The sequence below is a fragment of the Peteryoungia wuzhouensis genome (assembly GCF_003205195.1).
Taxonomy (GTDB): Bacteria; Pseudomonadota; Alphaproteobacteria; order Rhizobiales; family Rhizobiaceae; genus Allorhizobium; species Allorhizobium wuzhouense.
On record NZ_QJRY01000005.1, the window covers coordinates 25,617 to 50,526 of the forward strand.

A 24,910-nucleotide genomic window follows, 5' to 3' on the forward strand; every position below is an offset into this window, starting at 1 on the left:
ACCGGTCAATCTCAGGGCAAGCGAGCCTCCCCCGTCACTGCAGTCCGGTTGCTTTGATCCGCGCCGAAATTACTGATCGCGGTTCAGGGGTGGGGGTTGCTGCAGACCGTTTTATTACTGGGCGAATTGTTTTTGGTAAACGCGCACGTAGTCAATTTCCATTGAAACAGGAAAGATGGTGTCATCAATCTCGCCGGCCATGTCGCCACCGATGGCGAGGTTTAAGAGGAGAAAGTGGGGACTATCAAAGGGCCAACTGCTGCTGCCTTCGTGAGAATTCTTGTAGGTGAAGTAGGATCGCCCATTAACTCCGATGGAAATTTCGGCGGGAGTCCAGGTCATTGTATAGACATGGAAGCGACGGCATGCATCTGAGACGATAGTTTCACTGCCGACGCCGAATGTGCCGGCTGTTGCCTTCGTGTGAATTGTCCCTTTAATCTTGTCTGGAGCACTGCCGACTTGCTCCATGATGTCAATCTCCCCGTTTTCAGGCCAAGGGATCTCGCCAGGGCCAAGCATCCAAAACGCCGGCCAAGTTCCCCTGCCACACGGCAGGCGTGCGCGGATTGCGAAATGGCCGTAAGTCCAAGCGGCCTTTCCTCGGGTGACCAGGCGCGTGGAAGTGTAATTCTGTCCGCCGTAGTCGGACGCGCTCTTCAGCCGTTCCTTCCGTGCAGTTATCGTAAGGTTACCGTTGTTGACCCGTGCGTTCTCAGGTCTCTCCGCCGCGTAATATTGTTTCTCGTTATTGTACCAGCCTGACGTATTAGCCTCGGTATCATAAGCCCATTTCCCCGGATCCGGCAGCCCGGCACCATCGAATTCATCTGACCATACAAGCTTGTATCCTGTTGGTATCTTAGCTTCTTGTGCACCGGCTGCCGGAGCGGCGACAGCAAAAGAGGCGAAGCAAAGAAGATTATGAAGTCTGTAGATGGCCATTCCCGACTTTCCTCCAAAACTCAGACCCGGCCGATTTAGGGGGTGATGGCGAAGAGAGCGCACTTATATCACAGTTGGAATGGTGGCGAACCACGCTCTGCGCGCCCCGTATCGCCCCTGTATTGTCTATCGGCAGACACTCAACGATCGACAGGTCTTAGGGAGGGACGAATGCGGTCTGCGTGGCAAAGATGGGGTCGGGAAGCGATCATGGAGGCCACCCTAGCTCTCTATGAGAGCTCTTGCTTCTAGGACCGGACGTTGTTTCCGGTTCCATATCGGCCATGCCCGAGAGTAAGTAGCTGCACGTACAGGGAAATTTAGCAAGAACATAACGCCTCGCCGACTGGGTCGGCAGTTCGATTCCTTTCAAGGCGGAGACGACCGGCAGGGCCCATACAGAGGCGGGGCTTGGTTTGCATCTGCATGGGCGATGTGGAGCAGCCATTCATCCGAGCGGCTATGCGGCTTCCCAAACCTGATTGAGGATCTTTGCCGCAAGCGCCGCCTTGTCCTGCGGCAAGAATCGGCCGTAGTGCTGCTGAACGACATCCGGTGTGTCTTGGATGGCATAACTCGCCTGCTCATACGATCCGGTCTGCTTGAGGATATGCGTTGCCAGAATATCCCGAAGATTATGCGGTCCGTGCGGCAGCAATCCCTTAATAGCGCCGCGGCCGGTATAGGGGTTGTAGATGCCATAGCGTTGGATCACGGTGCGCCAGGCTTCATAGAATTTGGTGGAATCGTATGCCGCGTCCAGGCTGGTTGTCTTCACCGTCTTGACGAACAGGGTGCCGGGATCCTTTGCCGAACCAAGCAGCACACCTCGGTGGCGATCGATATAGGCCTCAAGATATTTGTAGAGATCGAGCAGATCGGGCAGGATCAGCCGGAACGGCTTTTGTCCGAAGAAGGATGAGCCTGAGTTCTTGAAGGCGATTGATGGGATGAGGACCTCCCATCCGTTTTCCCGATCGCTCCAGCGCAATTCACCGCATTTCATGTCTTCCAGCCGTCGCTCCGAAGTCGGGAAATGCCCGCGTGGGCACAAGCGAAGCTGGCGAAGGTTCTTTTGCCGAAGTCCCAGATGCAGGCCGAGGCGCAGCAAAAGGAAAGAGCGGACCGCTTCGGCTGCTGCCCGAGGATAGCGGTTTTCATCCGGCATACGCTTCAGGATCTCATCTGTGATCTTGCGGTATTCCAACAGTGGGCTGTCTGCTTCAAGGACCACCATGATCGGCTCGAACGGATCGCGGTGCACGCGCATGACACGCTGGATTTCCTTCGAGCGATTGGCAGCATGCCGGTGGAATGCGTCGCAGGCGCCGTGCCAGTCGCGCGCTGCGAATTCTATCTCCTCTGGCGCGATCAGCCCTTCGATTGGCTGAACCTTCTTCAGGAGCTCCGGATGCTGGCGGATCCAGCCCACCTCCGCCCGCGTGAGAGCTTGCGCCACCATCAGCATGTCTTCTTCCCATTTGGTGTAGAAGCCACGGCGCTTCTCCCGCCATTGGAGGTACCAGTCCCAGACGCCTGGGAAGATCAACAGACCAAAGGTCAGTTGGCTGAGCGGCACACCGCGCCCTTTGACGACGCCGGCAGGTGAGGCGGCGAGCGCCCCGAACATAAGGCCGAGATGCTCGACCTTCTGGGATGCGGTTTCCTCTCCCCAAACTCCATTTCGTTGGAAGCCGATTGCGGTCAGCGTCGATGTCTTGAAGCGGATCAGATCGGCCATCTCCATAGCCAGCCGCGGCGGCGCATCGACGACGCCGGACAGGAGATCAGGATCTTCAAAGGCCTTGGGATTGTGGCTCGCGCTGTCCGGGTTCATTTGTGGTCGTGGAGACAGGGTGCCTCCGCCATAGGTGATCCCCGGAAATCGTATTGCATAACGCTGTTTGGTTGCCGCTGCCTGGTAGCGACGATAGTCGGTTGAGCCCGAGATGATGACCCGGCGCACCCATTCGATGATTTCCTCCCGCTTGGAGAACGGCAAGCTGCTGAAATTATCAGGAAGATGCCATGCAAGTCGTCGCCGCTCCGCAGCGCTGATGTCGCCCATATCATGGCCGTATAGGGAGCGGGATTGGTGCGGCAGCTTCGCTTTGAAATAGCCCTGTCCCAGTCGGTAGCGCCGCTCGATACGGGACAGGATCTCGAAGCTCGTCAGAGATCGCGGCACCCGCTCGCCCTGAACCCACGACAGCAGAGTCTTGTCATCGAACGTCTCGCCCAGGCGAACGACGGCGCGGTAGAGTTGCCAGTAGCTCTCGCCGAACCGGCGCATGTGATAAACGAGCGCATCGTTAAAGCTCGCCGGATCATCGGTCGCCTCAAACAATGGCTCAGGGAATGGACTGATTGGTTTCGATTGTGGTCCCCTCGGCACTGACGACGAGGTAGCCGGGGTCTTGTCGGAGAGGATCTGTCGCGGTCTGGAACGCGTCGCAGTTTCCACCTTGCTCCGAACGGCATTGCGCGATTTCGTGCGTGTTTTCGTTGACTGGATGTCATCGGCGGCAGGCGGTTCTCCGAGCCAGCGGATAATCGCGTCCAGTCCCGGACGGAGCGCCTTCTTCAAATCGGCTGTCAATTGGTTTTCGATCCCGCATGCCTCGCCAATGGCCGTCCAATCTATACGGCCACTAACGATCGGTGGTGGCCGGCGGTGGATGACAAGACCTATGAGATAGGGCCGAATGCTTTCCAGCACCCGCTTTGAGGCGATTGGCGCGATGCGCACCTCGCAGAAATCCGAGATTTTTCGTTGAAAGTGATGAGTTGAAAGATCGTGTTTTGCCATGCTCTTATTCCATTTCTCTCGATACCGGTGTCGAGGGCGGGCGGGAATAGGAGTGGACATTTAACAAATGGTATTGCCGCAGCGGCGAGCTTTTGGGGCTAGGCCTAGGTCCCCAAATTTCCAATGAAGCATCAAGTGCCTCATGCTAAAGGTTGCGGATGGGATTCGGGGTTTTCATTCACCGGTCAGATTCGATTTACGACGACAGCCCGGCTGAACAATATCAGTTTCCGGGCCAGTATCTCGGTCGTGTCCAGGCATGCGTCGGTGACTGGATCGTGTACTATGAGCCTCGGAAGGTCGCAGCGACCCGCGGCTATTTTGCTGTCGCCAAGGTTGAACGGGTAATTGCTGATCCGAAGGCGCCCGGCATGTATCTGGCGCTGATTGAACACGGTAGCTATCTCGACTTTATCAATCCCGTTCCGTTCAGTGGACCAGACGGTGTCATAGAGCGGGGCGTGCTGAATGAAGAGGGCCGTATTTCCGGCAGGGCACAGGCTGCGGTCCGGCCGATGTCCTCAGCAGATTTCAACCGCATCGTATCGATTGGAATAGACGAGCATGAGCCTGAACTGCCTCGGCTGGATGAGCCGGGGGTGACGCATGCGGTCGATGGATTTGCAGATGAAGCTCAAGCGCCGTTCATGTTCGAGCAGGAGCGCGACCGGGTTATGCAACTCTCGTCGCGGATTGTTCGAAATCGGCTGTTTCGCCGGCTCGTTCTTCACGCCTATGACAAACGATGCGCCATCACGGGATTGAAGCTCATCAACGGTGGTGGCCGGGCGGAGGTCGACGCCGCACATATCCGGCCAGTGGAAGCGAGCGGGCCTGACATTCTTTCCAACGGAATTGCTCTTTCGGGTACCGCACACTGGATGTTTGATCGCGGTCTGATTGGCCTTTCGGACGACCTTGATATCCTGATATCGCGTCAGGCTAATGATCCTGACAGCATTCAAGGACTCCTCAACAGGACTGGGAAGGCGATCGTGCCTAGCAGGGTGTTCGAGCGGCCACATCCCCAGTTCCTGAGGTGGCACCGCGAGAATCGCTTCAAGCAGTGAACGTGCCTTTGCCTTTGGTTCTATACTCCCGAACGGGTCTATTTCGACAGTGCGAAGCAAGGAAACCTGCAAATCATCCCGATCGGTTCTTTTGGCTTCCATTTGCGCCTTTCGGTGATATAATCGTCCCGATAGGGGTGATTATGGAAAAGATATCAGATACAAAAAGCCTCGGCATGCTGATCCGTCAGGAGCGCAAACAGCAGGGATTGACCCAGGAGCAACTCGCCGGGGTGATTGGTGTTGGCGTAAGGTTTCTGCGTGAACTCGAGGCCGGCAAAGAGAGCTGCCAAATTGGCCGTGCGATGCAAGTCCTGGCTGGTTTGGGCCTCGTTGTTTCGGTCGGTCGTCGCCAGGGTCCTCGATCATGACCCGCGTATTGGATGTCTATTTTCGCGACACCAAGGCCGGCGTGCTTGCCCGGCTTGACGACGGCCTGCTGACCTTTGCCTACGATGGCGCGTATCTCTTGGACCAACGATCGCGTGCGATCTCGTTCTCGATGCCCCTGCAAGAAGAACCCTTTGGTGATCCGGTGGTGCGCCCGTTTTTCTCCGGTCTCTTGCCGGACGAAGGCGCGCGGCAACGCCTAGCTGGTGCGCTCGGCCTCTCGGCAGGCAATTCCTTCGGGCTGCTGGAAGTTATCGGGGGCGAGTGCGCAGGTGCTTTGTCACTCTACCCTACAGGCACGGCGCCCGAACCTTCTGGCCGATCCCACGCCGAAGTCCTCACTTCGGAACGTGTGGATGAAATTCTCAGCAGGCTGCGGACCCGGCCTTTGCTTGGTGGAGACGAGGGCATTCGCTTATCGCTCGCCGGCGGGCAGGATAAACTGGCGGTCATTGTCGATGGAGATTCCATTGCCTTGGCAAAAGACGGCAGACCAACGACCCATATCTTGAAACCAGTCATCCAGGCGTTGGAAGGCACGGTGGAGAACGAGTATTTTTGTATGCGGCTGGCTGCCCGCCTCAAGCTGCCGGTACCCCATGTCGAGATACGTCTAGACGGGGCGACTGCCTTTCTCCTGGTTGAGCGTTATGATCGGACGAAAGCTGCAGACGGCATCATTGAGCGCCTACACCAGGAAGACTTCTGCCAGGCCCTTAGCGTCCCGCCGGAGCTGAAGTATGAGGCCGAGGGCGGACCGGGGACAGAACATGCTCTCAGGCTGATCGACCAGGCCTGCGCTAGACCTGTCGCGGATCGGTTGCAATTCATCCGCATGCTGATTTTCCATTATCTCGTCGGCAACGCTGATGCCCACGGCAAGAACTACGCCCTGCTTTATGGCTCCGATGAACCGGATCTGGCGCCGATCTACGATGTCGTTTGCACGGCCGTTTATCCCCGCTTGTCAAAGAGGCTCGCCATGAAGATTGGCGGCCGCGATGTGCCCGACACCATCCAACTGAAGCATTGGAAGACATTGGTGCCCGAAACCAAGTCTTCTCAGCGCATCCTTGTTCGCGATCTTGCCCAAATGGCCGAAAGGATTGTGAGCGAGGCCGATGCCCTTGTTGCAGAACTGGCCGACGAGGGGATCAGGCACCCCATCTTGAACGCAATTCGCAAGGTCATCTCAAGCCGGGCTGGTTCATTGCAGAGAGTCACGGAGCAGGTCTCTTAAGCAGTGGAATGGTCTCGATATCCACCGCTTTGTCCATGGACAAACGGGTCGGTGGTTCGAATCCTTTCAAGAGCGAGGGAACGTTTGGCTACATATTTCGGACGTTCTTCATCATAACACGCATGGCGCGGATGCCCGCTTCCAGGTCATGCGGATCCACGCCTTCTATCAGGGTTTCCTCGCGGGCCAGCGCAATGCGGATGATGCTGGCATGAAGTTCGTAGCCCTTGTCATTCAGCCACCAGCGCCGCTTTCGCGGATCTTTCTCCGACTTCACAGAGCCGAGATAACCCATTTGGTCAAGTGTCGCCAGCGCGCGGCTCGCGGCTGCCTTGTCGAGGTTCACCACTTCGCAGATGCGGGCGGCGGTAATTTCGGGCTCGATGGCAAGCATCGAGATCGCGCGCCATTCCGTGATGCCTATGCCGAATTGCTCCCGGTAGATGGCGGACGCACCGCGAGACAGCGCATTATTGATGCTGGAAAGGAAGAACGGGATATAGTTGCTGATGTCGAGAATCTCGACATCATCCCGGGTCGTGATGGATCTCGAGATCCGGCCCGCGGGACACGTCTGGCGCAATAAGGTTTGTGACGGTTTCGTCCGCGTTTCAGGTGGGCTCATCAGTTTTGGTCTTTCACTGCCTTTGCCAAGCCGCCGATATCGAAGCGTCGCTTTTCAAGAGCTGCGCGAGTGACCCGTTCGGCCCGTCGCAGAAGCTGTCGGGCGGCCATGTGTTCGCCAGCGGCATTGATCGTTTCCACTGCCAACAACTGGCCCATTTTGAAGCGGAATACAAGCTTTCGGTCCTTGGGATACTCGATGGCGACATCCTCGTCGGCACCGGTGCCAAGGCCTGCGATCTGCAGCTTCCAATCGGATTGGTCGCTCCAGAACCAGGGAACGGCATCGTAACCGGAGAACTTGCCGATCAGGCGCCGGGCGATGGTACGCGCCTGGTCAGTGGCGGCTTGAACGGATTCGAGCCTTATCAACTCGCCGCCCACCGGGTCGGGGAAGGCCGCGCAGTCGCCGAATGCCGAGATTGAGGGGTCTTCAGTGACGAGCCCGTTATCGACAATGATGCCGTTTGCCACGGCAAGCCCGGCTGCTTCGGCGAGCTCGACGTTGGGACGTACGCCCGCCGCAAGCAGGATCATATCGCCATCCAATGTTTTTCCATCGGAAAGCCTGACCCCCATGGCCAGGCCGTCGGTGCCTCGCAGCACCTCGGTCACGCCGGTGCCGAGTACAAGGCGCGTGCCGAGAGCTGCGTGGAACAAACGGAAGTGTTCCGACATGGCCGGCGACACCGCGCGGGCCATCAAACGCGGCGCAGCTTCAACCACCGTCACATGGTGTCCGGACGCGACGGTCACGGCGGCGAATTCCAGGCCAATGAACCCGCCGCCGATCACAATGATCCGGCGCTTGATGGCAAGACCCGCGCGCAGCGTGTCGGCATCTGCGGCGCTTCGCAGGCCATGGACGTTGCGAGCGTCCAGCCCGGGGATGGGTGGCACCGCGTTGCGGGCGCCCGTGGCTAGAACCAGGTGGTCGTAGCCGATCGGACGCCCCGTCAATGTCTCAACCGCTCTTGCCTGCCGGTCGATGCTGATCGCGCGTTCCGGCGCGATCAGCCGGATCGCGTTTCGCTCGTAAAAACTCTCCGGCCGCAACTGGATCGCCTCGGCGCGTCCTTCCTTCAAATAGGCCTTGGAAAGCGGCGGGCGCTGATAGGGCAGGCCCGGTTCGTCGCCGATCATGGTGATCGCGCCTTCATAGCCCTCTTGGCGCAGGGAGGCGGCAAGCTGGAAGCCGCCCTGGCCCGTTCCGACGATCACGACACCCTTGTTGCTTTCGAGCGTCATGTCTGGCTCTCCGGCAGGTGGATCACCAGGCCATCCAGTTCGGCGGCGATGCGGATTTGGCAGGAGAGGCGGCTTGTCGGCCTGACCTCGCAGGCCGCGCTTTCCAGCATGTCCTCCTCGCCATCGGCGCGGGGGCCGACGCGCTGGGCCCAGGCGTCGTCCACATAGCAATGACAGGTGGCGCACATCATGGAACCGCCGCATTCCCCGATGATGCCATCGACATCGTTGGCAAGGGCGACACGCATGATATTGTCGCCATCGATCGCCTCGACCTCGGTCGTGGCGCCATCATGCGACATGAAAACGATCTTGGTCATGGCTTCTCCTATCTGCCGATGAAGCGCAGCGGCATACGGTCGAGCGCCCGGATCGCGTTGTTAGGGCGCCAGAGAGCCTCGCCGGCGAACTCGATGCGGTCCACCTTTTCGGCCAGCACGGTCAGTACCGCCTCAAGTTCCAGCCGGGCCAGGTTCTGCCCGACGCAACCATGGACGCCGGCGCCGAAAGCCATGTGGCCCACGGGCTTTCGGTCCATCCGGAACGTCTCCGGATCGGCCCATTTTTGCGGATCGAGATTGGCGGAAGCGAGGGCGCAGAGGATCTTTGTACCCTCGGCGATTGCGACGCCCGCGACCTCGGTATTCTGGTTGGCTGTGCGTGCGAAGGTATGCACCGGCGACGTGTAGCGAAGGACTTCCTCGAAGCAGGGCCGGGCCAGCGACGGATCAGCCTTCAGTTTCTCGTATTCCGATGGATTGGAAGCCAGACACCACAAAGCGCTGCCGATCCCGGTCACGGTCGTATCGACACCCGCCGACAGGAAGGAGCGGACCAGCATGGCGGCTTCCTCTTCCGTCACCTCGCCATCGTCGACCGCGGCATAGATCAGAGCGCCGAGGCCATCCGTGCTCAGGCGGTCGCGGGCGCAAGCGGCCGCGATCCACGGAACGATGTCAGAGGCCTGGGCCATGGCTGCGCGGCGGAACTTGTTGTCCGGGCCCAGCGCGTTGAACACCATGGCGCCATAATCCACCAGGCGGCGGCGGTCGCTATCAACCATGCCGACAGCCTTTGGAAAGACTGCAACGGGGAAGGCTTCCGCGAGGTCGGCGACTGCTTCGAAACTGCCGCGCTCCAATAGTTGGCCGACGATCGTCTCGGCGGTCTGGCGAAACTCGTCCTTGAGGCCGGAAATGGCCTTTGGCGACAATGCCCGTGCCATTACCTTCCGGGTCTTGGTGTGATCTGGCGGATCGACTTCGAGGATGATCGAGGGTGGACGCCAGGGCTTGCCGTACTTGAAGTCGTTGAGGCCGACACCGCGCGAGGAAACGAACCTGTTGTGATCAGAAAAGATCTCGCGCGTTTCCTCGTAACGACCGGAGGCGAGCACCGACCATTTGGGAATGTAGACTAGGGGGCCGCGAGCGCGAAGTTCCGCATAGTATTCGGCGGGACTGAGCAGGATCTCTTCGGCATATGGATCGATATCCCACACGGGGATGCCAGGGCCGGGTTCGAATACCTTGTGGCCTTCAATCATATTCATTTTTTTACCTCCTCGAGCAATCAGCCGCGGGCGACGCCGATATGGCGTTCCAGCAGCTCCGGTTGTTGTTTCAGGGCGGCGGCGCTGTCGTCGTAGACGATGGATCCGTTTGTGATGACGATGGCGCGGGTGGCGAAGGCGAGTGCTGCCGAAGCGTGCTGCTCCACCAGCACCACCGTGCGTCGACCATCAGCCGCCAGTTGCTCGAAAGCCTGCATGAGCTGCTCGCAGATGACAGGTGCCAGACCCTCCAGCGGCTCGTCGAGCAGCACCACATCTGGCTCGGTCATCAGCGTCCGGGCGATCGTGAGCATCTGTTGCTCACCTCCGGAAAGCTGCGTACCGCCATTCCGGCGACGCTCTTTCAGGCGCGGGAAAAGCGCATAGGCCTCATCAAGGGTCGATTTCCCACGCATGACGGCCGTCAGATTTTCTTCGACGGTGAGCGAGGCGAAAATGTCCCTGGTCTGGGGTACCAGACCCAAGCCGCGCATCGAACGTTGATGCGGAGAAAGTCGCGAGATATCCTCCTCGCCCAAGGAGACGCGACCACCGTGCAACCGCGTCAGACCCATGACGGTTGAGAGCATCGTGGTCTTTCCGGCGCCGTTGCGCCCGATCACCGCCACACGTTCGCCGCGTATGATCCGCAGTGAAAGGTTCCGCAGTATATGGGTCTGGCCGTAACCGGCCGTTACGTTTTGGAGCGACAGCGCAAAGTCAGGCTTTGTCTCAGGCATGGGTGGTCTCTCCGAGATAGAGTTGGCGCACCATGGGATGGCAGCTGATTTCTGCGGGAGTGCCTTCTGTCAGGATACGACCATTGACGAGGACAACGAGGGAACTGGCCACCCGGAAAACGAGATCCATGTCATGCTCGATGATCAACACCGCAAGCTCGGCTGGCAGTTGCTCGATGGCCTGCAGGATCAGGTGACTTTCACTTGACGGGACACCGGCGGCGGGCTCGTCCAGGATCAGGACGCGCGGCTTGAGCGCGAGCGTTAGCGCCAGTTCGACGAGCCTCTGCTGGCCATAGGCGAGCAGATGGACTGGTATGTCGGCCAGTGATGTCAGGGCGAACTGTCCAAGCAGAGCCTGTATTTCTGCTTCGACCGCCGGATCGGCCGCTGCCCGACCAAAGATGCGTCCTCCGCGCCCGAGCCGCTCGAGGATCGGCAGGCGGATGTTCTCCCGCACTGTCAGCGTGCGAAACAGCGTCGTGATCTGAAAGGTCTTGGCAATGCCGCGCTTGACCCGTTCAGCTTCGCCGAGGGTGCCAATGTCGACACCATCGAAATGGATGGTGCCGCCGCTGGGGTGGAGTTTGCCGGTCACAAGATTGGCAAAAGTGGTCTTGCCCGCGCCGTTCGGCCCGATGAGAGCCTTGCGGGCGCCGGGCGGGAGGTCGAAATCGATACCTTCCGCCACAGTCAGTCCGCCAAAGGACTTTTTCAAGCCACGTACTTCAAGGCCTCGCATTGGTGTTCCTCCGGAAGAGCGCGACAAGGGCCTCGGGCAGGCCAAGCACGCCCGGTGGCACGAAGAAGACGATGCCAAGGACCATGGCGCCGATGACGAACAGCCAGTTGAATGGATCGACGGCAGCAGCGACGTGGTGGACGGTCATGAAAATGATGACGCCGATGATCGCACCATAGAGCCTGCCGGCTCCGCCGAGGATCAGCATGATCAAGGCCTCGGCCGAGAGATTGAAGGCATAGGCTTCCAGGCTGACGAGCTGGGTGACCTGGGCCGCAAGGGCGCCGGCAATGCCGGCAATGCCACCGCCTATCGTATAGACAGTGACCAGCCGCCAATAAACGGGGCTGCCGATCGCCACCATGCGCGAGGCGCTATCCTTGGCGCCTCGGATCGAAAGCCCGAGCGGCGAGTTGGTAACGACCTTAAGGGCGATATAGCAGAGACAGACGACGGCGAGCGCGTACCAGTAGCCGGTGCGACCAATGAAATCGAACGTGAACAGGCCAAGCACCGGCTCCATGCGGATGCCGCGCAACCCGTCGGCACCGCCGGTTAGATCGCGGGCCTTGTTGGCAATCTCCTGGCAGATGAGCGTGACGGCAATGGACAGCATCAGCAAGGTCAGCCCGTGGGCGCGCATCAGGAGCAGGCCCGAGACGAAGGCAAGGCCTGCACCCGCCACCGCACCCACCGCAAGGCCGACGATCGGGTCGGCAGAGACATGGACGGCAAAAAGGCCCGCTGCATAGGCCCCCGTGCCATAGAGTGCGGCGTGGCCGAGCGTGGCGATGCCGGCATAGCCGAGCACCAGATCGAGCGAGAGCACGAACAGGATCATGATCAGGAAGCGCGTGACAAGCGCAAGATCGTAGGGGAAGGCGAAGTAGGCCGCGACGGCAAGCGCCAGAATCACGGCTTCGGACAGCAGCGGGATACGGCCCGCAAACCCGTTTGGCTTCACCGCGGCGAGATCGTGTGCGGTCATGTTATGCCTTTCCGAGCAGGCCGGCGGGACGCACGGCGAGAAGGGCCATGACCGCGGCGAAGAAGATGATGGTGCCGAAATCGGGGATCAGGTAGCGGGATGCGGTCTCCAGTATCCCGAGCGCAATTGCTGCCGCGAAAGAGCCCGAGATCGAGCCCAAGCCGCCGACAGAGACGACGATCAGGAACAGCACCATGTAGCGCAGCGGATAGTAGGCATCGATCGGGAGTAATTCGGCTCCGAGTATGCCGCCCAGCGCCGCGAGCCCCGCGCCCAGACAGAATGTGGCCGCATAGATCGTATCGGTGTTGATGCCGAGCGCGCTGGCGATGTTGCGGTTGTCGACCGCAGCGCGAAGCCGGGTTCCGAAGCGGCTGCGCTCCAGGGTGAGATAGAGTCCGCCGATGACGCCAAGCCCCACGACGATGACCGCAAGCCGATGGGCCGGCAGCACGCGAAAACCAAGATCGACGGACTGTTGCAAGAATATGGGAAGGGGAATGGCCAGAAGGCTCGATCCGAGCAGCTTGCTGACGACCGCTATGCCCATGAAGGTGATGCCGATCGTGGTGAGCACCTGCTGCAGTTCGCCCAGATCGTAGATGCGGCGGAACAGGATGCGCTCGCTGACGAAGGCGATGATGACGACGCCCGCAATCGCCAGCGGGACAGCCAGCAGATAGCCGAGGCCGGCGTGGATCACGAGAAAATGCGCCAAGGCGCCGCCGGCAAGGGCGAAGGCACCATGGGCAAGGTTGATGACGCGCATCAGGCCCATGGTCACCGACAGGCCGACGGAGATCATGAACAGGATCATTCCATAGGCGATGCCGTCGATGGCGATATTGAGAATGAGGGACATCGTCTTCTCCGGTAGGGCAAGGGAGGCCGTTCATCCGCGCCGCTGCGCGCGGATGAGGTGGTCTCGTGACGAAGTGAGTGCTCGCTTACTGGGTCCAGCCAAGATCGCCGACGGTGGCGATGACGCCCTTCTCGCGGTTCACGAGCAGGCCGCTGTCCTTGTCCCGCTCGACCTCGCGGATATAGACGTTCTGCTTGACGGTGCGGGTTTCCGGATCCATTTCGAGCGGACCCCGCGGACTTTCCCATGTCAGGGCTTTCACGGCTTCCAGCGCCTTCGGTCCATCGCTGGCCGCCGCCTTGACCATCTCGTAGATCAGGTGCGTGCCGTCATAGGCACCGACGGATGCCCAGTTGGCGACCGCTCCGGGAAACTTCTCCGTCAGCGTCTTGTTGAATTCCCGATTGAGATCGGAATCATGGGCGCCGGAATAGTGATAGGCGGTCGTCAGCCCGATGGCCGCGTCGCCAAGTGCCTGCAGGTTGGATTCCTCTGTCTCGGCCGTGCCAAGGAAGCGAATACCGGCCGCTGCAAGCCCGTTTTCGTTATAGGTCTTAGTGAAGCCGAAGGTCGGCGGGCCGCCGGGCAGGAAGGCGAAGACGGCTTCGGGCGCCTGGCCGCGGACGCGCTGGATGAACGGCGTGAAGTCCGTCGTCGCGACGGGCATACGGATGCTGTCGAGAACCTTTCCGCCCTTCTTCTCGAACGCCGCCTTGAAGGCCTTTTCGGCATCGATGCCTGGGCCATAATCGGAAACGGCGGTGACCACCGACTTGATGCCCTGGTCGAACGCCCAGTCTGCCAGTGGGGCCGAAACCTGCCACAGGGTATAGCTCGACCGCAGGAAATAGGGCGAACCCTTGTTGATGGCGGAGGTTGCCGCATTGAAGATCACGGTGGGTGTTTCGGACTGGTCGATGAGCGGCGCGACGGCCAGCGCATTCGGCGTGAAGGTGAAGCCAGCGAGATAGTCGACCTCCTCGCGGATCAGCAATTCTTGCGCTAGCGTCTTGGCAAGGTCGGGATTGGCGCCGCCGACATCCTTGTAGATGAACTCGATGGTATGACCGCCGGCCTGGTTGCCGTGCTTGGCGACATAGACCTCGATCGCCTCTTTGTACTGCTTGCCATAGATGGCAAACGGGCCCGAAAACTCGGCGATGACACCGACCTTGATCGTATCGGCCCAACAGATTCCGGCGCATAGCTGTGCGAATGCCGCCGCAAGGGCGGCACTTTTCAGATTGAACATGCGATCCTCCCAAACCACTTGATGCGTGCGGTCCGCTCCTCGAGGCCGCATTGCAAATGAGTTGCTATCACAACTCGCACAACATAATGCGATACTGAGTTGCGATGTCAACTGAATTTTTCAGGCGGGCTTGCGGTGCGCATCTGAAGGCATCCTGTTGAGCCCATCGATGCCATCGTTGCCGGTTACGACGCTGCCAAAACCTATGCGGTAGCGGGGCTGGGCTTTTTCCTGGCCGGCGTCGCCGACACTGCCAATTAAGCGTTTGAGGCTGCGACCCCGGTCGTCGATATTTTCAAGGAAGATCGGGAGCTGATCACGATGGAGAGTGATGGAGTAAGGTCGGCCCCTCGTATTCACGAGCTTTTTTTGGCCGAAACCTTTTCACACAGCGAGGTGCCCGACACCCGCTCTATGCGCTTGATATCTGCAAGACTTCGACGCATCAGCACATTGCGCGACCTCATGCGGATGGCGACCTCTGCGTCGTCGTCGTCGTCGTCGTCGTCGTCGTCGGAGGAGGAGCGTCCCCTGGCAACGCAGTGAGACGTCCTTCTGCTCGACGTTATTCACCTTTTCCAGATGACGCCAAGAACTCGGCTACAAACTTGTCATTGTCCTCGGCCTTGCCGATGCTGACACGAATAAAGTCGCGGAAGCCTTGCTGGCGCCAGGGTTTGACGATGGTTCCCGTGGTCAATAGTTCGGCGGCGACCGTATCGGAAAGCTGGCCGGCATCGATGAAAAGAAAATTTCCAGCCGAGGAAGCGACCTTGAAGCCGCTTTCGGTCAGCTTTTGCATCAGGCGCTGCCGCTCGGATCGGATATAGCGCACTCCAGCCCGGACGTGGTCTTCGTCAGCGATGGCGGCGATTGCGGCAGCCTGGTCGGCGGCGTTGACATTTAACGGTGTGCGGGCCCGGTCGAGGTAAGACTTGAAGTCCGGGCTGCTGGCAATGCCGTATCCGATACGCAATCCCGCGAGACCATAGGCTTTCGAGAGCGTTCGTAGGACCAACCAGTTGAGGCCCGATCCCTTCAACTCCTCAAGGGCCGAGGGAAAATCCTCTTCCAGCGCCGCGTACTCGAAATAGGCTTCATCGACGACCAGCCGCGTGTTTGTCGACAAGGAAGAGATGAGTCGGCGAAATGCGTCTATACCCAACCAAACGCCAACTGGGTTCATCGGGTTAGAGAAGATCAGCATCTTAGCGCGACCGGCCGCTTCGATCAGGGCGTCGAGTGGGATTGAAAAATCGTCTCCGATGACGACATGTTCAACCGTCGCCCCCATCGTCGTCGCATAATCTTCGTGAAGCGGAAAGGAGGGATAGAGCGCGATCGACGAACCGAGCGCGTTCATCGCCTCAACGGCCTTCGGTGACGGCCCGAATGGATTTTCGTTGGAGCCAAGCTTGGCGATGTGTGCAGGTTGATACGCTACCCTCACTTCCTCGATCGTCAGTCCGGTGTTGTAGGGTTTCAGTGCCGGGACTTCATCGCGTTTATGCTTGCCCAATGGCATGGTCTTGTCCCTTTTGCGAAGCGGATGTTGGGTGGCGATTGCCCTCAGTTCTGCGAGGGAATGAAGTGCGCGGTCAGCGTCCATTTACTGCCCGGATAGGTCAGTCGGGCGAAGGTCACCGGCTCCCCGGCACGCCAGGTGCGCCGTTCGATGGCCAGACACGGTGAGCCCCTTGGAACGTTCAGTCTCTCAGCCGTGATCTTATCCGCCTCAACGGCCGCAATCCGGTGTTCTGCCGCTGTCCAAGGCACGTGGTTTAGAAGCCATGCCCCCGGCGACAGTGTCAGGAACTCTTCCTCCGCTGCATCCGGAACGGCGGCCAGGTGGATGTTTCTCTCTTCTAGGCAGAAGGGCCAATCCCCGGCGAAATGCAGGCATTGCAAGTCGAGCATTTGCTGCCGTTTCGACGGCCGTGAACCGGTTGGCTTCGTCCACGGTAGTCGGGCGGATGCGGCGTAGGAGAAGCTCATAGCGATAGGGCAGGCCGAGCGCGGTCACCTCGTCTCTAACGTCGGAAATCTCAAGGATGGCGCTATGGGTCCGTTGCGGCAAAACAAAGCTGCCCGTCTTGCGGCGCGGGACGATCAGTCACGCCCGGGCAAGCTGCGCCAGAACCTTGCTCACCGTCATTCGCGAGCACTGATACTGCTCCGTCAGCGACATCTCTGAGGGGATGCGATGTCCGGGGGCCATACTCCGGTGATGATGTTCTGCTCGATATCGCCCAAAATACGCTGATGCAAAGCCAGCGCTGGGGACGATGCCTTCTTACCGTTGATCATAGAAGCAGCTCGTTTCGCATCCCTTGGTGTCCGGTTCATGTCTAGAGTAGGGCAGACGCGCCGCGGTCGAGGTAGGTGTCCAGGAATTGTTCCAGTCGAGGATGGCGTGGCTTCTGGACGACTTCGGAAGGGGATCCCCGAAACAGCAGCTTTGCGTGATCGAGGAAGTTGATCTGGCTGGCGACGGAGGCGGCGAAACCGATTTCATGCGTGACCACCGCCATCGTCATGCCCTCCTCCGCAAGACTGCGCATGACGTTCAACACCTCACCAGTCAATTCTGGGTCCAGCGCCGATGTTGCCTCGTCAAACAGCATGAGCTTCGGTTGCCGCGCCAGCGCCCGGGCGATTGCAACACGCTGCTGCTGTCCGCCCGAAAGCTGCGAAGGGTCGTGCGCGGCGCGGTGCTCCAGTCCGACCTTCTTCAGCTGAACCATGGCGTGCTAGCATGCTGTAAAGTTCTGCTTACTTGGCGAAGGAACCGGCAGTCCGCCGGATTGCAGCCAACACGGTGGCGCCGCCCAAAGGAGTGTTTCCAGAGTGCGACCCAGCAAAGAACTTTCATCAGCAACGGCGATCGGCGTAAGGCTGACAACGCGCCGTTCCAACAATGCCATTGGCCTCCAGGCGCCGGCGGCACGGTGTATCTTCCCCAGTTTGTCGGGGCGAGCCCCCAACTGAAACGGACATCGGCGCTGGTACGGTCTCTTCCCCTGGGCTCCGCCTGCGGTGACATGTTGGCGGGCTTTGACCGAGCAATGATCTTCGGCAGACGGTGCCAGCCCATCAACGACCACTGAAGCGTCGTCTAGCTGCGTCGGTCACGGGAGTGTAAAGAGCGACACGGCTGCCCTCGGGGTCGGAAAGCTGGACCGTGCGATTTCCCCATGGCAAATCCTTGGGCTCATGCACCACCTCGACCTGGTCTTTAAGTCGTGCGAATTCCGCATCGACGTCTGATACCATGAACTCAAGAATAGCGGTTCTATTGGCGCCGGGCTCCGCACTGCCTTCCTTGAACAGAGCGACAGTCTCGGCGCTGCCGATTGCCAAAACAGCACCTGGTGTGACGATCTCGGCGAAGACGGGAGCCAGCCAGTCCGCGCGGGTACCGGTCACCAGTTCGTAGAACGCCACCATCTTTTTGACGTCGGCGGCGACGAGACGGATGGATGCAAATTTCATAATCTTTTCCTTCGTCGTAACGATCTCTTTCCCGGCTTTTGTGACACAGTCGTGCTGACAGCGTTGTGGCACCAGGAGTCAGCAGCTATGCGAAAAGCGGAACGGCTTTTTCAGATCATCCAAATCCTTCGAAGATCGAGCCATCCGGTCACCTCGGCGCAGCTTGCCGATGAACTTGAGGTGGCGCGCCGCACCATCTACCGCGACATCGCGCACCTGATTGGCCAGCGCGTTCCCATCGAGGGCGAAGCAGGGTTCGGTTATGTCCTTGATCCGCGATACGACATGCCGCCATTGATGCTGACGCCTGAGGAAATCGAGGCTGTGTTGCTCGGCGTTCAAATGGTGGCAAAGCTGGGTGACCCCGCCATCACGAATGCCGCCAAAGATGTCCTCGCAAAGATTGCGTCCGCAATCCCGGGCGACCTTCTTCCCTTCATCGCCGAACCCGCAGTCGGCCTGAAACCCGGAGAGATCACCAACGGCTTTGCCTTCGACACCCGCCCGCTCAGGCGTGCGATCAGGGAGGGCCGAAAGATGCAGCTCGACTATTGCGCTGTTAGTGGGGAGGTCACCCACCGTATCGTCTGGCCAGTGCTTTTGGGCTATGCTGACGCGCATAGTCTCCTGATTGCGTGGTGTGAATCGAAGCAAGCCTTTCGCCATTTTCGCACCGAACGTATCGTCAATCTCGAGGTTCTCGAAGAGGCTATCGGCGTTTCCAAGGGCAAGCTGAGACAACAATGGCTACAGTGGCGTGAAGTCGAGCTTTCCCGGTCGCGCTCCACTCCGTGACTGCAGTGGGGCAATCGCCGAAGATCGGTGACTTCCAACGACCCGAACGACTTGCTTGCGCGCCTCTTCGGACCGCAAAGGGTTAACAACGTATGACAATGAAGATGCTCGGGGGGTGATCGCGCGCTCCGAATACGTTTGCGACAGACCCCCTTAATCCGACGGACGGTGAAGGCCACTGCGAAATGCTCAAGAATAGTCCTCACCGGTCTCGGTTTCTGCGGCCGCCCGTCTACAGACGGGCGGCCAGGTTGCATTACATATCGGACATGGAGCACAGCCCCTTGTCGAGGGGCCGGAATGCCTGTTCGGCGGGCGTTTCCGCGACGACATTGAAGATGTCCCACTCGCCCTTGCTGTCCTTTGGAGCCTTGGCTTGCAGCAGATAGGTCGGGATCAGCGCCCGGCCATCCTCGCGGATGCGCCCCGATCCGAAGCAGTCATCATCGGTGGGCATTGCCTTCATGGCGCGCACAACCGTGCGGCCGGACGCCTTGGCTTCCTCAGCACCTATCTTCCCGACAGTCTTCAGGTAGTGCAGGACGCTGCCATAGGTCGCGGCATGTTCGCTGTTGGGGTAGTTTTTCGGCGACTCGCTCTTGATCCGGTCGGTGAAGGCGCGCGTCCGGTCGTTGCGATCCCAGTAGAAGGTCTCTGTCAGCATCAGGCCCTGAGCGGTCTCCAGGCCCAGTGCATGAACCTCGGTGATAAAGCCCGCCAGGGCGGCGATCGTGATGGTCTTGTCCAGGCCAAACTCCTTGACCGATTTGACGCTGTTGATGAGGTCGCCCGCGGTATTGGCAAAGGCGATGACCTTGGGGTTTGTCGCTGTTGCGCTGAGGAGAAACGACGAAAAATCCGTCGTGCCGGGGAAGGGATAGACGGATGACCCCAGAACCTTGCCGCCGTTCTGGCCAATGATATCGGTGGCGATCGACTGGAGCGATTGTCCGAACGCGTAGTTGGCGGTGACGAAATACCAGGAATCGCCGCCATTCTTCAGGATGGCGCCGCCGGTGGATTTGGCACGGCAATAGGTATCGAGTGCCCAGTGGACGGTGTTCGGGCTGCATGCCTTGCCGGTGAAGTCCGCACTGGCCGGTCCGCTGGCGAGGAAGACCTTGTCCTTCGACTTGATGACATCGACGGCGCCGAGCGCAATAGCGCTGTTGTTGATTTCGGTGATGGCATCGACGCCGTCCTGGTCGATCCATTTGCGGACGACTCCCACGCCCACATCGGTCTTCTGCTGGTGGTCGGCAACCAGGACTTCGACATTGAATCCGCGCTCGAGAAGGCCGGAATCCTTCACCGCCTGCTTGGCGCAGATCACGGCGGTTTCACCACCGGTGTCGCGATACTGGCCCGACAGATCCACGAGCACGCCGATGCGGATCGTCTTGCTGGACTGGGCACGGCCCATGCCGGTCATGCTCAGTACGGTTGCCGCCGTGGCACCGCCGAGCAGATGTCTTCTGGTAATCATATGTCTTCCTCCTCCTGGTTGAACTCTGGTGTATCAGCGGTCGTATGCGTCTCTGGATTTAGAGACGAGCACGAGCCTGCCGGCGACGTCTCCATCTCGAACCCGGTCCAGGGCATGATTCGCGTCTTCGCGCGGCAGGCGCTCGATCATTGTCGGCTTGAGCTTCCCGTTACGGGCAAGCTCGATCAGGGTGCGAAGTTCTTCCAGGCTTCCCGTCAGAGAGCCGATAATCGAAATGGGACGAAGGGATACCGGCGGCAGCGCTTGGCTTACTTCGCCGCCCGCAAGCCCGACGATTACATAACGACCCCCTCTTCGCAGGGCCTTCAGGCCGAATTCGTAGGTTGCGGGATTGCCAACGAAATCGATGACACTGGCAAACTGGCCGACAAAGTCCTCATCCCGGCAGGACAGAGGATCGAGCGTATGCGTAGCCCCGGATGCAACGGCGATCTCGCGTTTCGTGCGATCCACATCGGCGACGGTCACATGGGTGTAACCGAGTGCACGGGCAATGTTCAGGGCGCTTTGACCCAGTCCACCGCCGCCTATCAGCAGGAGAGGTAAGGTCTTTGCTTGCGGTGCGAGCTTGTTGAGCGCGCCGAGGCTGGTCAGACCTGAACAGGCATAGGTTGCAGCCAGTGCCGGATCCAGATGGCCGATGTCGACCAGATAGCGGGCATGGGGGATGAGGATACGTTCCGCGTGCCCGCCAGGACGCTGCAGGCCGAGAAACCGTGGCGCAAGACACAGATTTTCCTCTGCGCCCTGGCACATGACGCACTCGCCGCAACCGATCCAAGGATAGATCACGAATGTACGGCCGATCTGGTCTTCGGATATGGCGGCATCGGGGCCGAGGGCCACGAGCCGGCCGGAGATTTCATGGCCCAGGATCATGGGTGGGGTCATCCCACGGTCGCGCATGGCGTATTTCTTGCCGCCGCCCAGATCGTAGTAGCCTTTCCTGATGCTGACGTCGGTCTGGCAGACACCGCAACAGGACACCTCGATCAGGACCTCCGTTCCACGGGGTGCAAGCTCTGGCTCGCAGCGCATGACGAGCGGCTCTCCGAATTCGGTCAGGGTATAGTTATCCATCTGAGATCACCTGGAAGGGGTTAAAGCTTGGTCTTGGCCAGACGCGCGACGAGGCCGAGGATGCCCTCGCGAAAGACGAGGACGCAGGCGACGAAGACGCAGCCCTGGATGACCGTTACCCAAGCGCCCATGGACGCCAGGTAGTTCTGCATGCCGATGATCACGGTTGCTCCGAGGATCGGACCGAAGATCGTGCCGATGCCGCCGAGGATCGCCATCAGCACCACCTCTCCGGACATCGCCCAATGCACGTCGGTCAGCGACGCCAGTTGGAACACAAGGGCCTTGGTCGCACCGGCCAACCCGGCGATGGAGGCAGACAGCACGAAGACCAGCAGCTTGTAGCGCGATACCTTGTAGCCGAGGGACAGAGCGCGGGTTTCGTTTTCGCGGATGCTTTTCAGGACCTGCCCGAAGGGGGAATGGATCGTCCGGTAGATCACGAACAGCCCGGCCAGGAAGATAGCGCAGACGACCACATAGAGAGCCCGGTCGTCGGTAATGTCGATCAATCCGAACAGTGGGCGGCGGGGCACCGTCTGGATGCCGTCTTCTCCGCCGGTAAACGAGGGTGTCTGCAGGGAAAAGAAGAAGACCATCTGAGCGAAGGCAAGCGTGACCATCGACAGGTAGATGCCCTTGCTGCGGATCGCGAGAGCACCGATGAAGAGCCCGAGCGTGGCGGCGACCAGAACACCGGCTAGGATCGATATCTCCGGCCCCACGCCCCAGTGCTTCGCCGTATAGGCCGACACATAGCTCGCCATGCCGAAATAGGCCGCATGGCCGAATGAGAGCATGCCTCCGAAGCCGAACAGCAGATTGAAGGCGAGTGCGAAAAGCGCAAAGCACAGGACCTTCATGACGAAAACCGGATAGGCCACGAACGGAGCGACGATGAGCATGACGCCCACGATCGCAAAGGCTACCAGATGCGATGTCCGCGCTTTCCGGGTGGCCGAAACAGGTCCTGTGTCGACAGCCGCACGAGTGGTGATGCTCATTGAATTCCCTTTCCGAACAGGCCGGCAGGCTTGATGAGGAGGACGATCGCCATGATGATGAAGATCACGGTGGATGAGGCCTCCGGGTAAAACACCTTGGTCATGCCCTCGATGAGGCCGAGACCGAAACCGGTTATGACGGAACCCAGGATCGAACCCATGCCTCCGATCACGACCACCGCGAACACGATGATGATGAGATCGACGCCCATCGTCGGGCTAACGGAATAGATCGGTGCGGCGAGGACGCCGGCGAAGGCGGCGAGACCGACGCCTACCCCATAGGTTACCGTGATCATCAGCGGCACGTTGACGCCGAAGGCACCGACGAGACCGGGATTTTCCGTGGCCGCCCTGAGATACGAGCCCAGCTGTGTCTTCTCAATTACGAACCACGCGCTCAGGCAGACCGCGAGCGAGGCGGCAATGACCCAGGCGCGATAGAGTGGCAGGAACATGAATCCGAGATTGAAGCCGCCTGTCAGCAGGGCCGGGGCGTCGTAACTCATGCCGGAGGAACCGAAGCCATTCATGAACAGGCCCTGGATGATCAGGGCAACGCCGAATGTCAGGAGAAGGCCGTAGACGTGGTCGAGGGCCGCGATGCGCGAGATCAGAAGTCGCTCAAGGAGAATGCCGAAAAGGCCGACGATCACCGGAGCAAGGAATAGCGCCCACCAATAGCCGAGCCCGAGATAGGCCGAGAGCATCCAGGCGACGAAAGCACCCATCATGTACAAGGCGCCATGGGCGAAATTGACGATCCGCAGCAGACCGAAGATGATTGCGAGGCCCAGGCTGAGGATGGCATAGAATGCACCGTTGATCAGGCCGAGGAGAAGTTGGCCCATGAGGGCCGCAAGGGGGACGCCGAATAACATGGCCATGGTCAAACACCTAGATATCGCGTGAGTGAATCGATGCCGTCTGCGCCGCTGGCTTGAGCGACGATGCGTCCCTGTTCGACCACATAGTGACGATCGGCGAGGGAGGCCGCGAAGCGCAGGTTCTGCTCGACCAGGATGATGGTGAAACCCCGCGCCTTCAGCATCTGCAGCACCCGCTCGATTTGCTGCACGATCACGGGGGCGAGGCCTTCCGTCGGCTCGTCGAGGAAAAGGCAATCCGCGCCCGTCCGCAGTACCCGCGCCATCGCGAGCATCTGCTGCTCTCCGCCAGACAGCTTCGTGCCCTGGCTGTGCAGACGCGACTTGAGATTGGGAAAAAGGTCGAAGATCTCTTCGCGTGAAAAGCCGCCATCCCTGAGCTTTGGCGGTAACATCAGGTTTTCTTCCACCGAAAGTTCGGAAAAGATGCCGCGCTCTTCCGGCACATAGCCTATTCCCAGCCGGGCAATGCGACGCGACGGATACTTGATCGTCTGCTCGCCGCAGATGACAGCGGACCCGTCGCGCCTGTTGACCAGGCCCATGAGCGCCCGGAGCGTCGTCGTCTTGCCGGCGCCGTTGCGCCCCAAAAGCGTTACGACCTCGCCTTTTTTGACGTCGAAGCCGATGTCGTGGAGGACATGGCTCTCCCCGTACCAGGCCTGGAGGCCGTTTACGGCGATCTCGATATCGGTGGATGACCCTGCGGTCTTTGGGATCGCATCAAGCATGGCCGGCTCCGATATAGGCTTCGATCACTTTGGGATCTTGAGAGACAGAGGCGTAGTCGCCTTCTGCGAGTACCTGGCCGCGGGCAAGAACCGTGATCCGGTCGCACAATTCGGCCACGACCGACAGATTATGCTCGACCATCAGGACGGTGCGGGTCCGCGCGATCTCGCGGATCAGTGCGGCCGTCCGCTTCACGTCTTCGTGCCCCATGCCCGCCATGGGCTCATCCAGCAACAGCATCTGCGGATCCAGCGCCAAGGTCGTCGCGACCTCGAGGGCGCGCTTGCGGCCATAGGACAGTTCTGCGGCACGCAGATGGATGAACTCGCTTAGGCCAACGGCATGGACGAGCTGTTCCGCCTCGGCATTGAGGCCGCGCAGCACGGACTCGCTACGCCAGAAATCGAAGGAAGCGCCATGCTTGCGACGCTGCAGGGCGACGCGAACGTTCTCAAGCACGGTCATGTCGCCGAAGACGGCGGAAATCTGGAAGGAGCGAACCATCCCCCGCTGCGCGATCTCATCCGGCGGAAGCGCCGTAATGTCATCGCCATTCAGGTGGATGGTTCCCGACGTCGGGGTCAGGAAGCGTGTCAGAAGGTTGAAACAGGTGGTCTTGCCTGCGCCGTTCGGGCCAATCAGGGCATGGATATGCCCACGCCGCACATTGAACGATGCGCCATCGAGGGCCCGAAAGCCGTTGAACTCGATGCACAATTCCTTGGCCGCCAGGATGACGTCCGTTTGGGTCATAATGTTCCTCCCGATACCCGTCCGTTCGGAACGGGCCTCCATTCTCTGATCCATCTCGCGGACCGGGCCTGAAGACGAACTTCATGCAGGATTTCATTGCTGGTTCGAGGGCCTATCCCGCAAGCGCCTATAACTCACGGGGTCATGACGTTTTGGTCCAACCGGCACCTCTGACGGGGTGTTATTCGAATTGCGCAT

At 59.8% G+C, this 24,910-nt stretch carries 23 protein-coding genes and 2 pseudogenes; 4 read left to right on the plus strand and 21 right to left on the minus strand.

The annotated features are described in order from the left end of the window. Positions 1 to 114: 114 nt before the first annotated feature. Complete coding sequence (locus DMY87_RS14045; protein ID WP_110792276.1) at positions 115 to 945, minus strand: glycoside hydrolase family 16 protein; 831 nt, start codon at positions 943 to 945, stop codon at positions 115 to 117. A 460-nt stretch (positions 946 to 1,405) separates the two neighbouring features. Further along, positions 1,406 to 3,754 carry a hypothetical protein gene (locus tag DMY87_RS14050; protein WP_110792277.1) on the minus strand — a complete coding sequence of 783 codons (2,349 nt, stop codon included), beginning with the start codon at positions 3,752 to 3,754 and terminating at the stop codon, positions 1,406 to 1,408. Positions 3,755 to 3,912: 158 nt separating this feature from the next. Here DMY87_RS14050 and DMY87_RS14055 point away from each other — a divergent pair, with 158 nt between their 5' ends. The 3 genes from DMY87_RS14055 (at position 3,913) to DMY87_RS14065 (ending at position 6,454) form a co-directional block, all read left to right on the plus strand. Then, entirely contained in the window at positions 3,913 to 4,824 is a 912-nt protein-coding gene (locus DMY87_RS14055) for an HNH endonuclease (RefSeq protein WP_110792278.1), read from the plus strand. Between the two features lie 143 nt (positions 4,825 to 4,967). Continuing rightward, on the plus strand, positions 4,968 to 5,195 hold the full coding sequence (locus DMY87_RS14060; protein WP_110792279.1) for a helix-turn-helix domain-containing protein: 228 nt from the start codon (positions 4,968 to 4,970) through the stop codon (positions 5,193 to 5,195). After that, positions 5,192 to 6,454: a type II toxin-antitoxin system HipA family toxin gene (locus DMY87_RS14065; protein WP_110792280.1), complete on the plus strand. Its 1,263-nt coding sequence runs from the start codon at positions 5,192 to 5,194 to the stop codon at positions 6,452 to 6,454. The genes DMY87_RS14060 and DMY87_RS14065 overlap by 4 nt, the downstream gene beginning before the upstream one ends. Before the next feature lie 88 nt (positions 6,455 to 6,542). Here DMY87_RS14065 and DMY87_RS14070 read toward each other — a convergent pair whose 3' ends face one another. The 13 genes and pseudogenes from DMY87_RS14070 to DMY87_RS14135 form a co-directional block, all read right to left on the minus strand. Beyond that, the gene (locus DMY87_RS14070; RefSeq protein ID WP_110792281.1) at positions 6,543 to 7,079 is read right to left on the minus strand and encodes a MarR family winged helix-turn-helix transcriptional regulator; all 537 of its coding nucleotides are present in this window, start codon (positions 7,077 to 7,079) and stop codon (positions 6,543 to 6,545) included. Next, on the minus strand, positions 7,079 to 8,326 hold the full coding sequence (locus DMY87_RS14075; protein WP_110792282.1) for an NAD(P)/FAD-dependent oxidoreductase: 1,248 nt from the start codon (positions 8,324 to 8,326) through the stop codon (positions 7,079 to 7,081). The genes DMY87_RS14070 and DMY87_RS14075 overlap by 1 nt, the downstream gene beginning before the upstream one ends. After that, a complete protein-coding gene (locus DMY87_RS14080; protein WP_110792283.1) occupies positions 8,323 to 8,646 on the minus strand; it encodes a 2Fe-2S iron-sulfur cluster-binding protein in 324 nt (107 codons plus the stop codon). The genes DMY87_RS14075 and DMY87_RS14080 overlap by 4 nt, the downstream gene beginning before the upstream one ends. 8 nt (positions 8,647 to 8,654) lie before the next feature. Beyond that, entirely contained in the window at positions 8,655 to 9,878 is a 1,224-nt protein-coding gene (locus DMY87_RS14085) for a cytochrome P450 (RefSeq protein WP_165826240.1), read from the minus strand. Between the two features lie 20 nt (positions 9,879 to 9,898). Then, entirely contained in the window at positions 9,899 to 10,618 is a 720-nt protein-coding gene (locus DMY87_RS14090) for an ABC transporter ATP-binding protein (RefSeq protein WP_110792284.1), read from the minus strand. Then, complete coding sequence (locus tag DMY87_RS14095) at positions 10,611 to 11,360, minus strand: ABC transporter ATP-binding protein (RefSeq protein WP_110792285.1); 750 nt, start codon at positions 11,358 to 11,360, stop codon at positions 10,611 to 10,613. The genes DMY87_RS14090 and DMY87_RS14095 overlap by 8 nt, the downstream gene beginning before the upstream one ends. Next, entirely contained in the window at positions 11,347 to 12,348 is a 1,002-nt protein-coding gene (locus DMY87_RS14100) for a branched-chain amino acid ABC transporter permease (protein WP_110792286.1), read from the minus strand. Before DMY87_RS14100 ends, DMY87_RS14095 begins: the two co-directional genes overlap by 14 nt. Position 12,349: 1 nt before the next feature. Further along, positions 12,350 to 13,210 carry a branched-chain amino acid ABC transporter permease gene (locus tag DMY87_RS14105; RefSeq protein WP_110792287.1) on the minus strand — a complete coding sequence of 287 codons (861 nt, stop codon included), beginning with the start codon at positions 13,208 to 13,210 and terminating at the stop codon, positions 12,350 to 12,352. A gap of 85 nt (positions 13,211 to 13,295) precedes the next feature. Beyond that, on the minus strand, positions 13,296 to 14,453 hold the full coding sequence (locus DMY87_RS14110) for an ABC transporter substrate-binding protein (protein ID WP_110792585.1): 1,158 nt from the start codon (positions 14,451 to 14,453) through the stop codon (positions 13,296 to 13,298). Between the two features lie 574 nt (positions 14,454 to 15,027). Further along, a complete protein-coding gene (locus DMY87_RS14120) occupies positions 15,028 to 15,987 on the minus strand; it encodes an aminotransferase class I/II-fold pyridoxal phosphate-dependent enzyme (protein WP_110792288.1) in 960 nt (319 codons plus the stop codon). 44 nt (positions 15,988 to 16,031) lie between these two features. Beyond that, positions 16,032 to 16,769: pseudogene (gene hutC / locus DMY87_RS14125) on the minus strand (histidine utilization repressor). Between the two features lie 41 nt (positions 16,770 to 16,810). Beyond that, positions 16,811 to 17,209: pseudogene (locus DMY87_RS14130) on the minus strand (ATP-binding cassette domain-containing protein); the annotation flags it as partial. A 346-nt stretch (positions 17,210 to 17,555) separates the two neighbouring features. Next, a complete protein-coding gene (locus DMY87_RS14135) occupies positions 17,556 to 17,954 on the minus strand; it encodes a VOC family protein (protein WP_110792289.1) in 399 nt (132 codons plus the stop codon). 87 nt (positions 17,955 to 18,041) lie between these two features. On the opposite strand from DMY87_RS14135, the gene DMY87_RS14140 reads away from it, so the two are divergent. After that, entirely contained in the window at positions 18,042 to 18,749 is a 708-nt protein-coding gene (locus DMY87_RS14140) for a helix-turn-helix transcriptional regulator (RefSeq protein ID WP_110792290.1), read from the plus strand. 256 nt (positions 18,750 to 19,005) lie between these two features. Here DMY87_RS14140 and DMY87_RS14145 read toward each other — a convergent pair whose 3' ends face one another. The 6 genes from DMY87_RS14145 to DMY87_RS14170 are packed head-to-tail and all read right to left on the minus strand — an operon-like array spanning position 19,006 to position 24,712. Beyond that, entirely contained in the window at positions 19,006 to 20,235 is a 1,230-nt protein-coding gene (locus DMY87_RS14145) for an ABC transporter substrate-binding protein (RefSeq protein WP_110792291.1), read from the minus strand. 33 nt (positions 20,236 to 20,268) lie between these two features. After that, positions 20,269 to 21,336 (minus strand): zinc-binding dehydrogenase, encoded by a 1,068-nt coding sequence (locus tag DMY87_RS14150; protein ID WP_110792292.1) that lies wholly within the window; start codon positions 21,334 to 21,336, stop codon positions 20,269 to 20,271. Between the two features lie 20 nt (positions 21,337 to 21,356). Further along, positions 21,357 to 22,340, minus strand: coding sequence for a branched-chain amino acid ABC transporter permease (locus DMY87_RS14155; protein ID WP_205908166.1), 984 nt, complete (start codon positions 22,338 to 22,340; stop codon positions 21,357 to 21,359). Then, positions 22,337 to 23,227 (minus strand): branched-chain amino acid ABC transporter permease, encoded by an 891-nt coding sequence (locus DMY87_RS14160; protein WP_110792293.1) that lies wholly within the window; start codon positions 23,225 to 23,227, stop codon positions 22,337 to 22,339. Before DMY87_RS14160 ends, DMY87_RS14155 begins: the two co-directional genes overlap by 4 nt. Before the next feature lie 2 nt (positions 23,228 to 23,229). Next, positions 23,230 to 23,958 carry an ABC transporter ATP-binding protein gene (locus DMY87_RS14165; protein WP_110792294.1) on the minus strand — a complete coding sequence of 243 codons (729 nt, stop codon included), beginning with the start codon at positions 23,956 to 23,958 and terminating at the stop codon, positions 23,230 to 23,232. Then, positions 23,951 to 24,712, minus strand: a complete 762-nt coding sequence (locus DMY87_RS14170; protein ID WP_110792295.1) for an ABC transporter ATP-binding protein — start codon at positions 24,710 to 24,712, stop codon at positions 23,951 to 23,953. The genes DMY87_RS14165 and DMY87_RS14170 overlap by 8 nt, the downstream gene beginning before the upstream one ends. Positions 24,713 to 24,910: the final 198 nt, after the last annotated feature.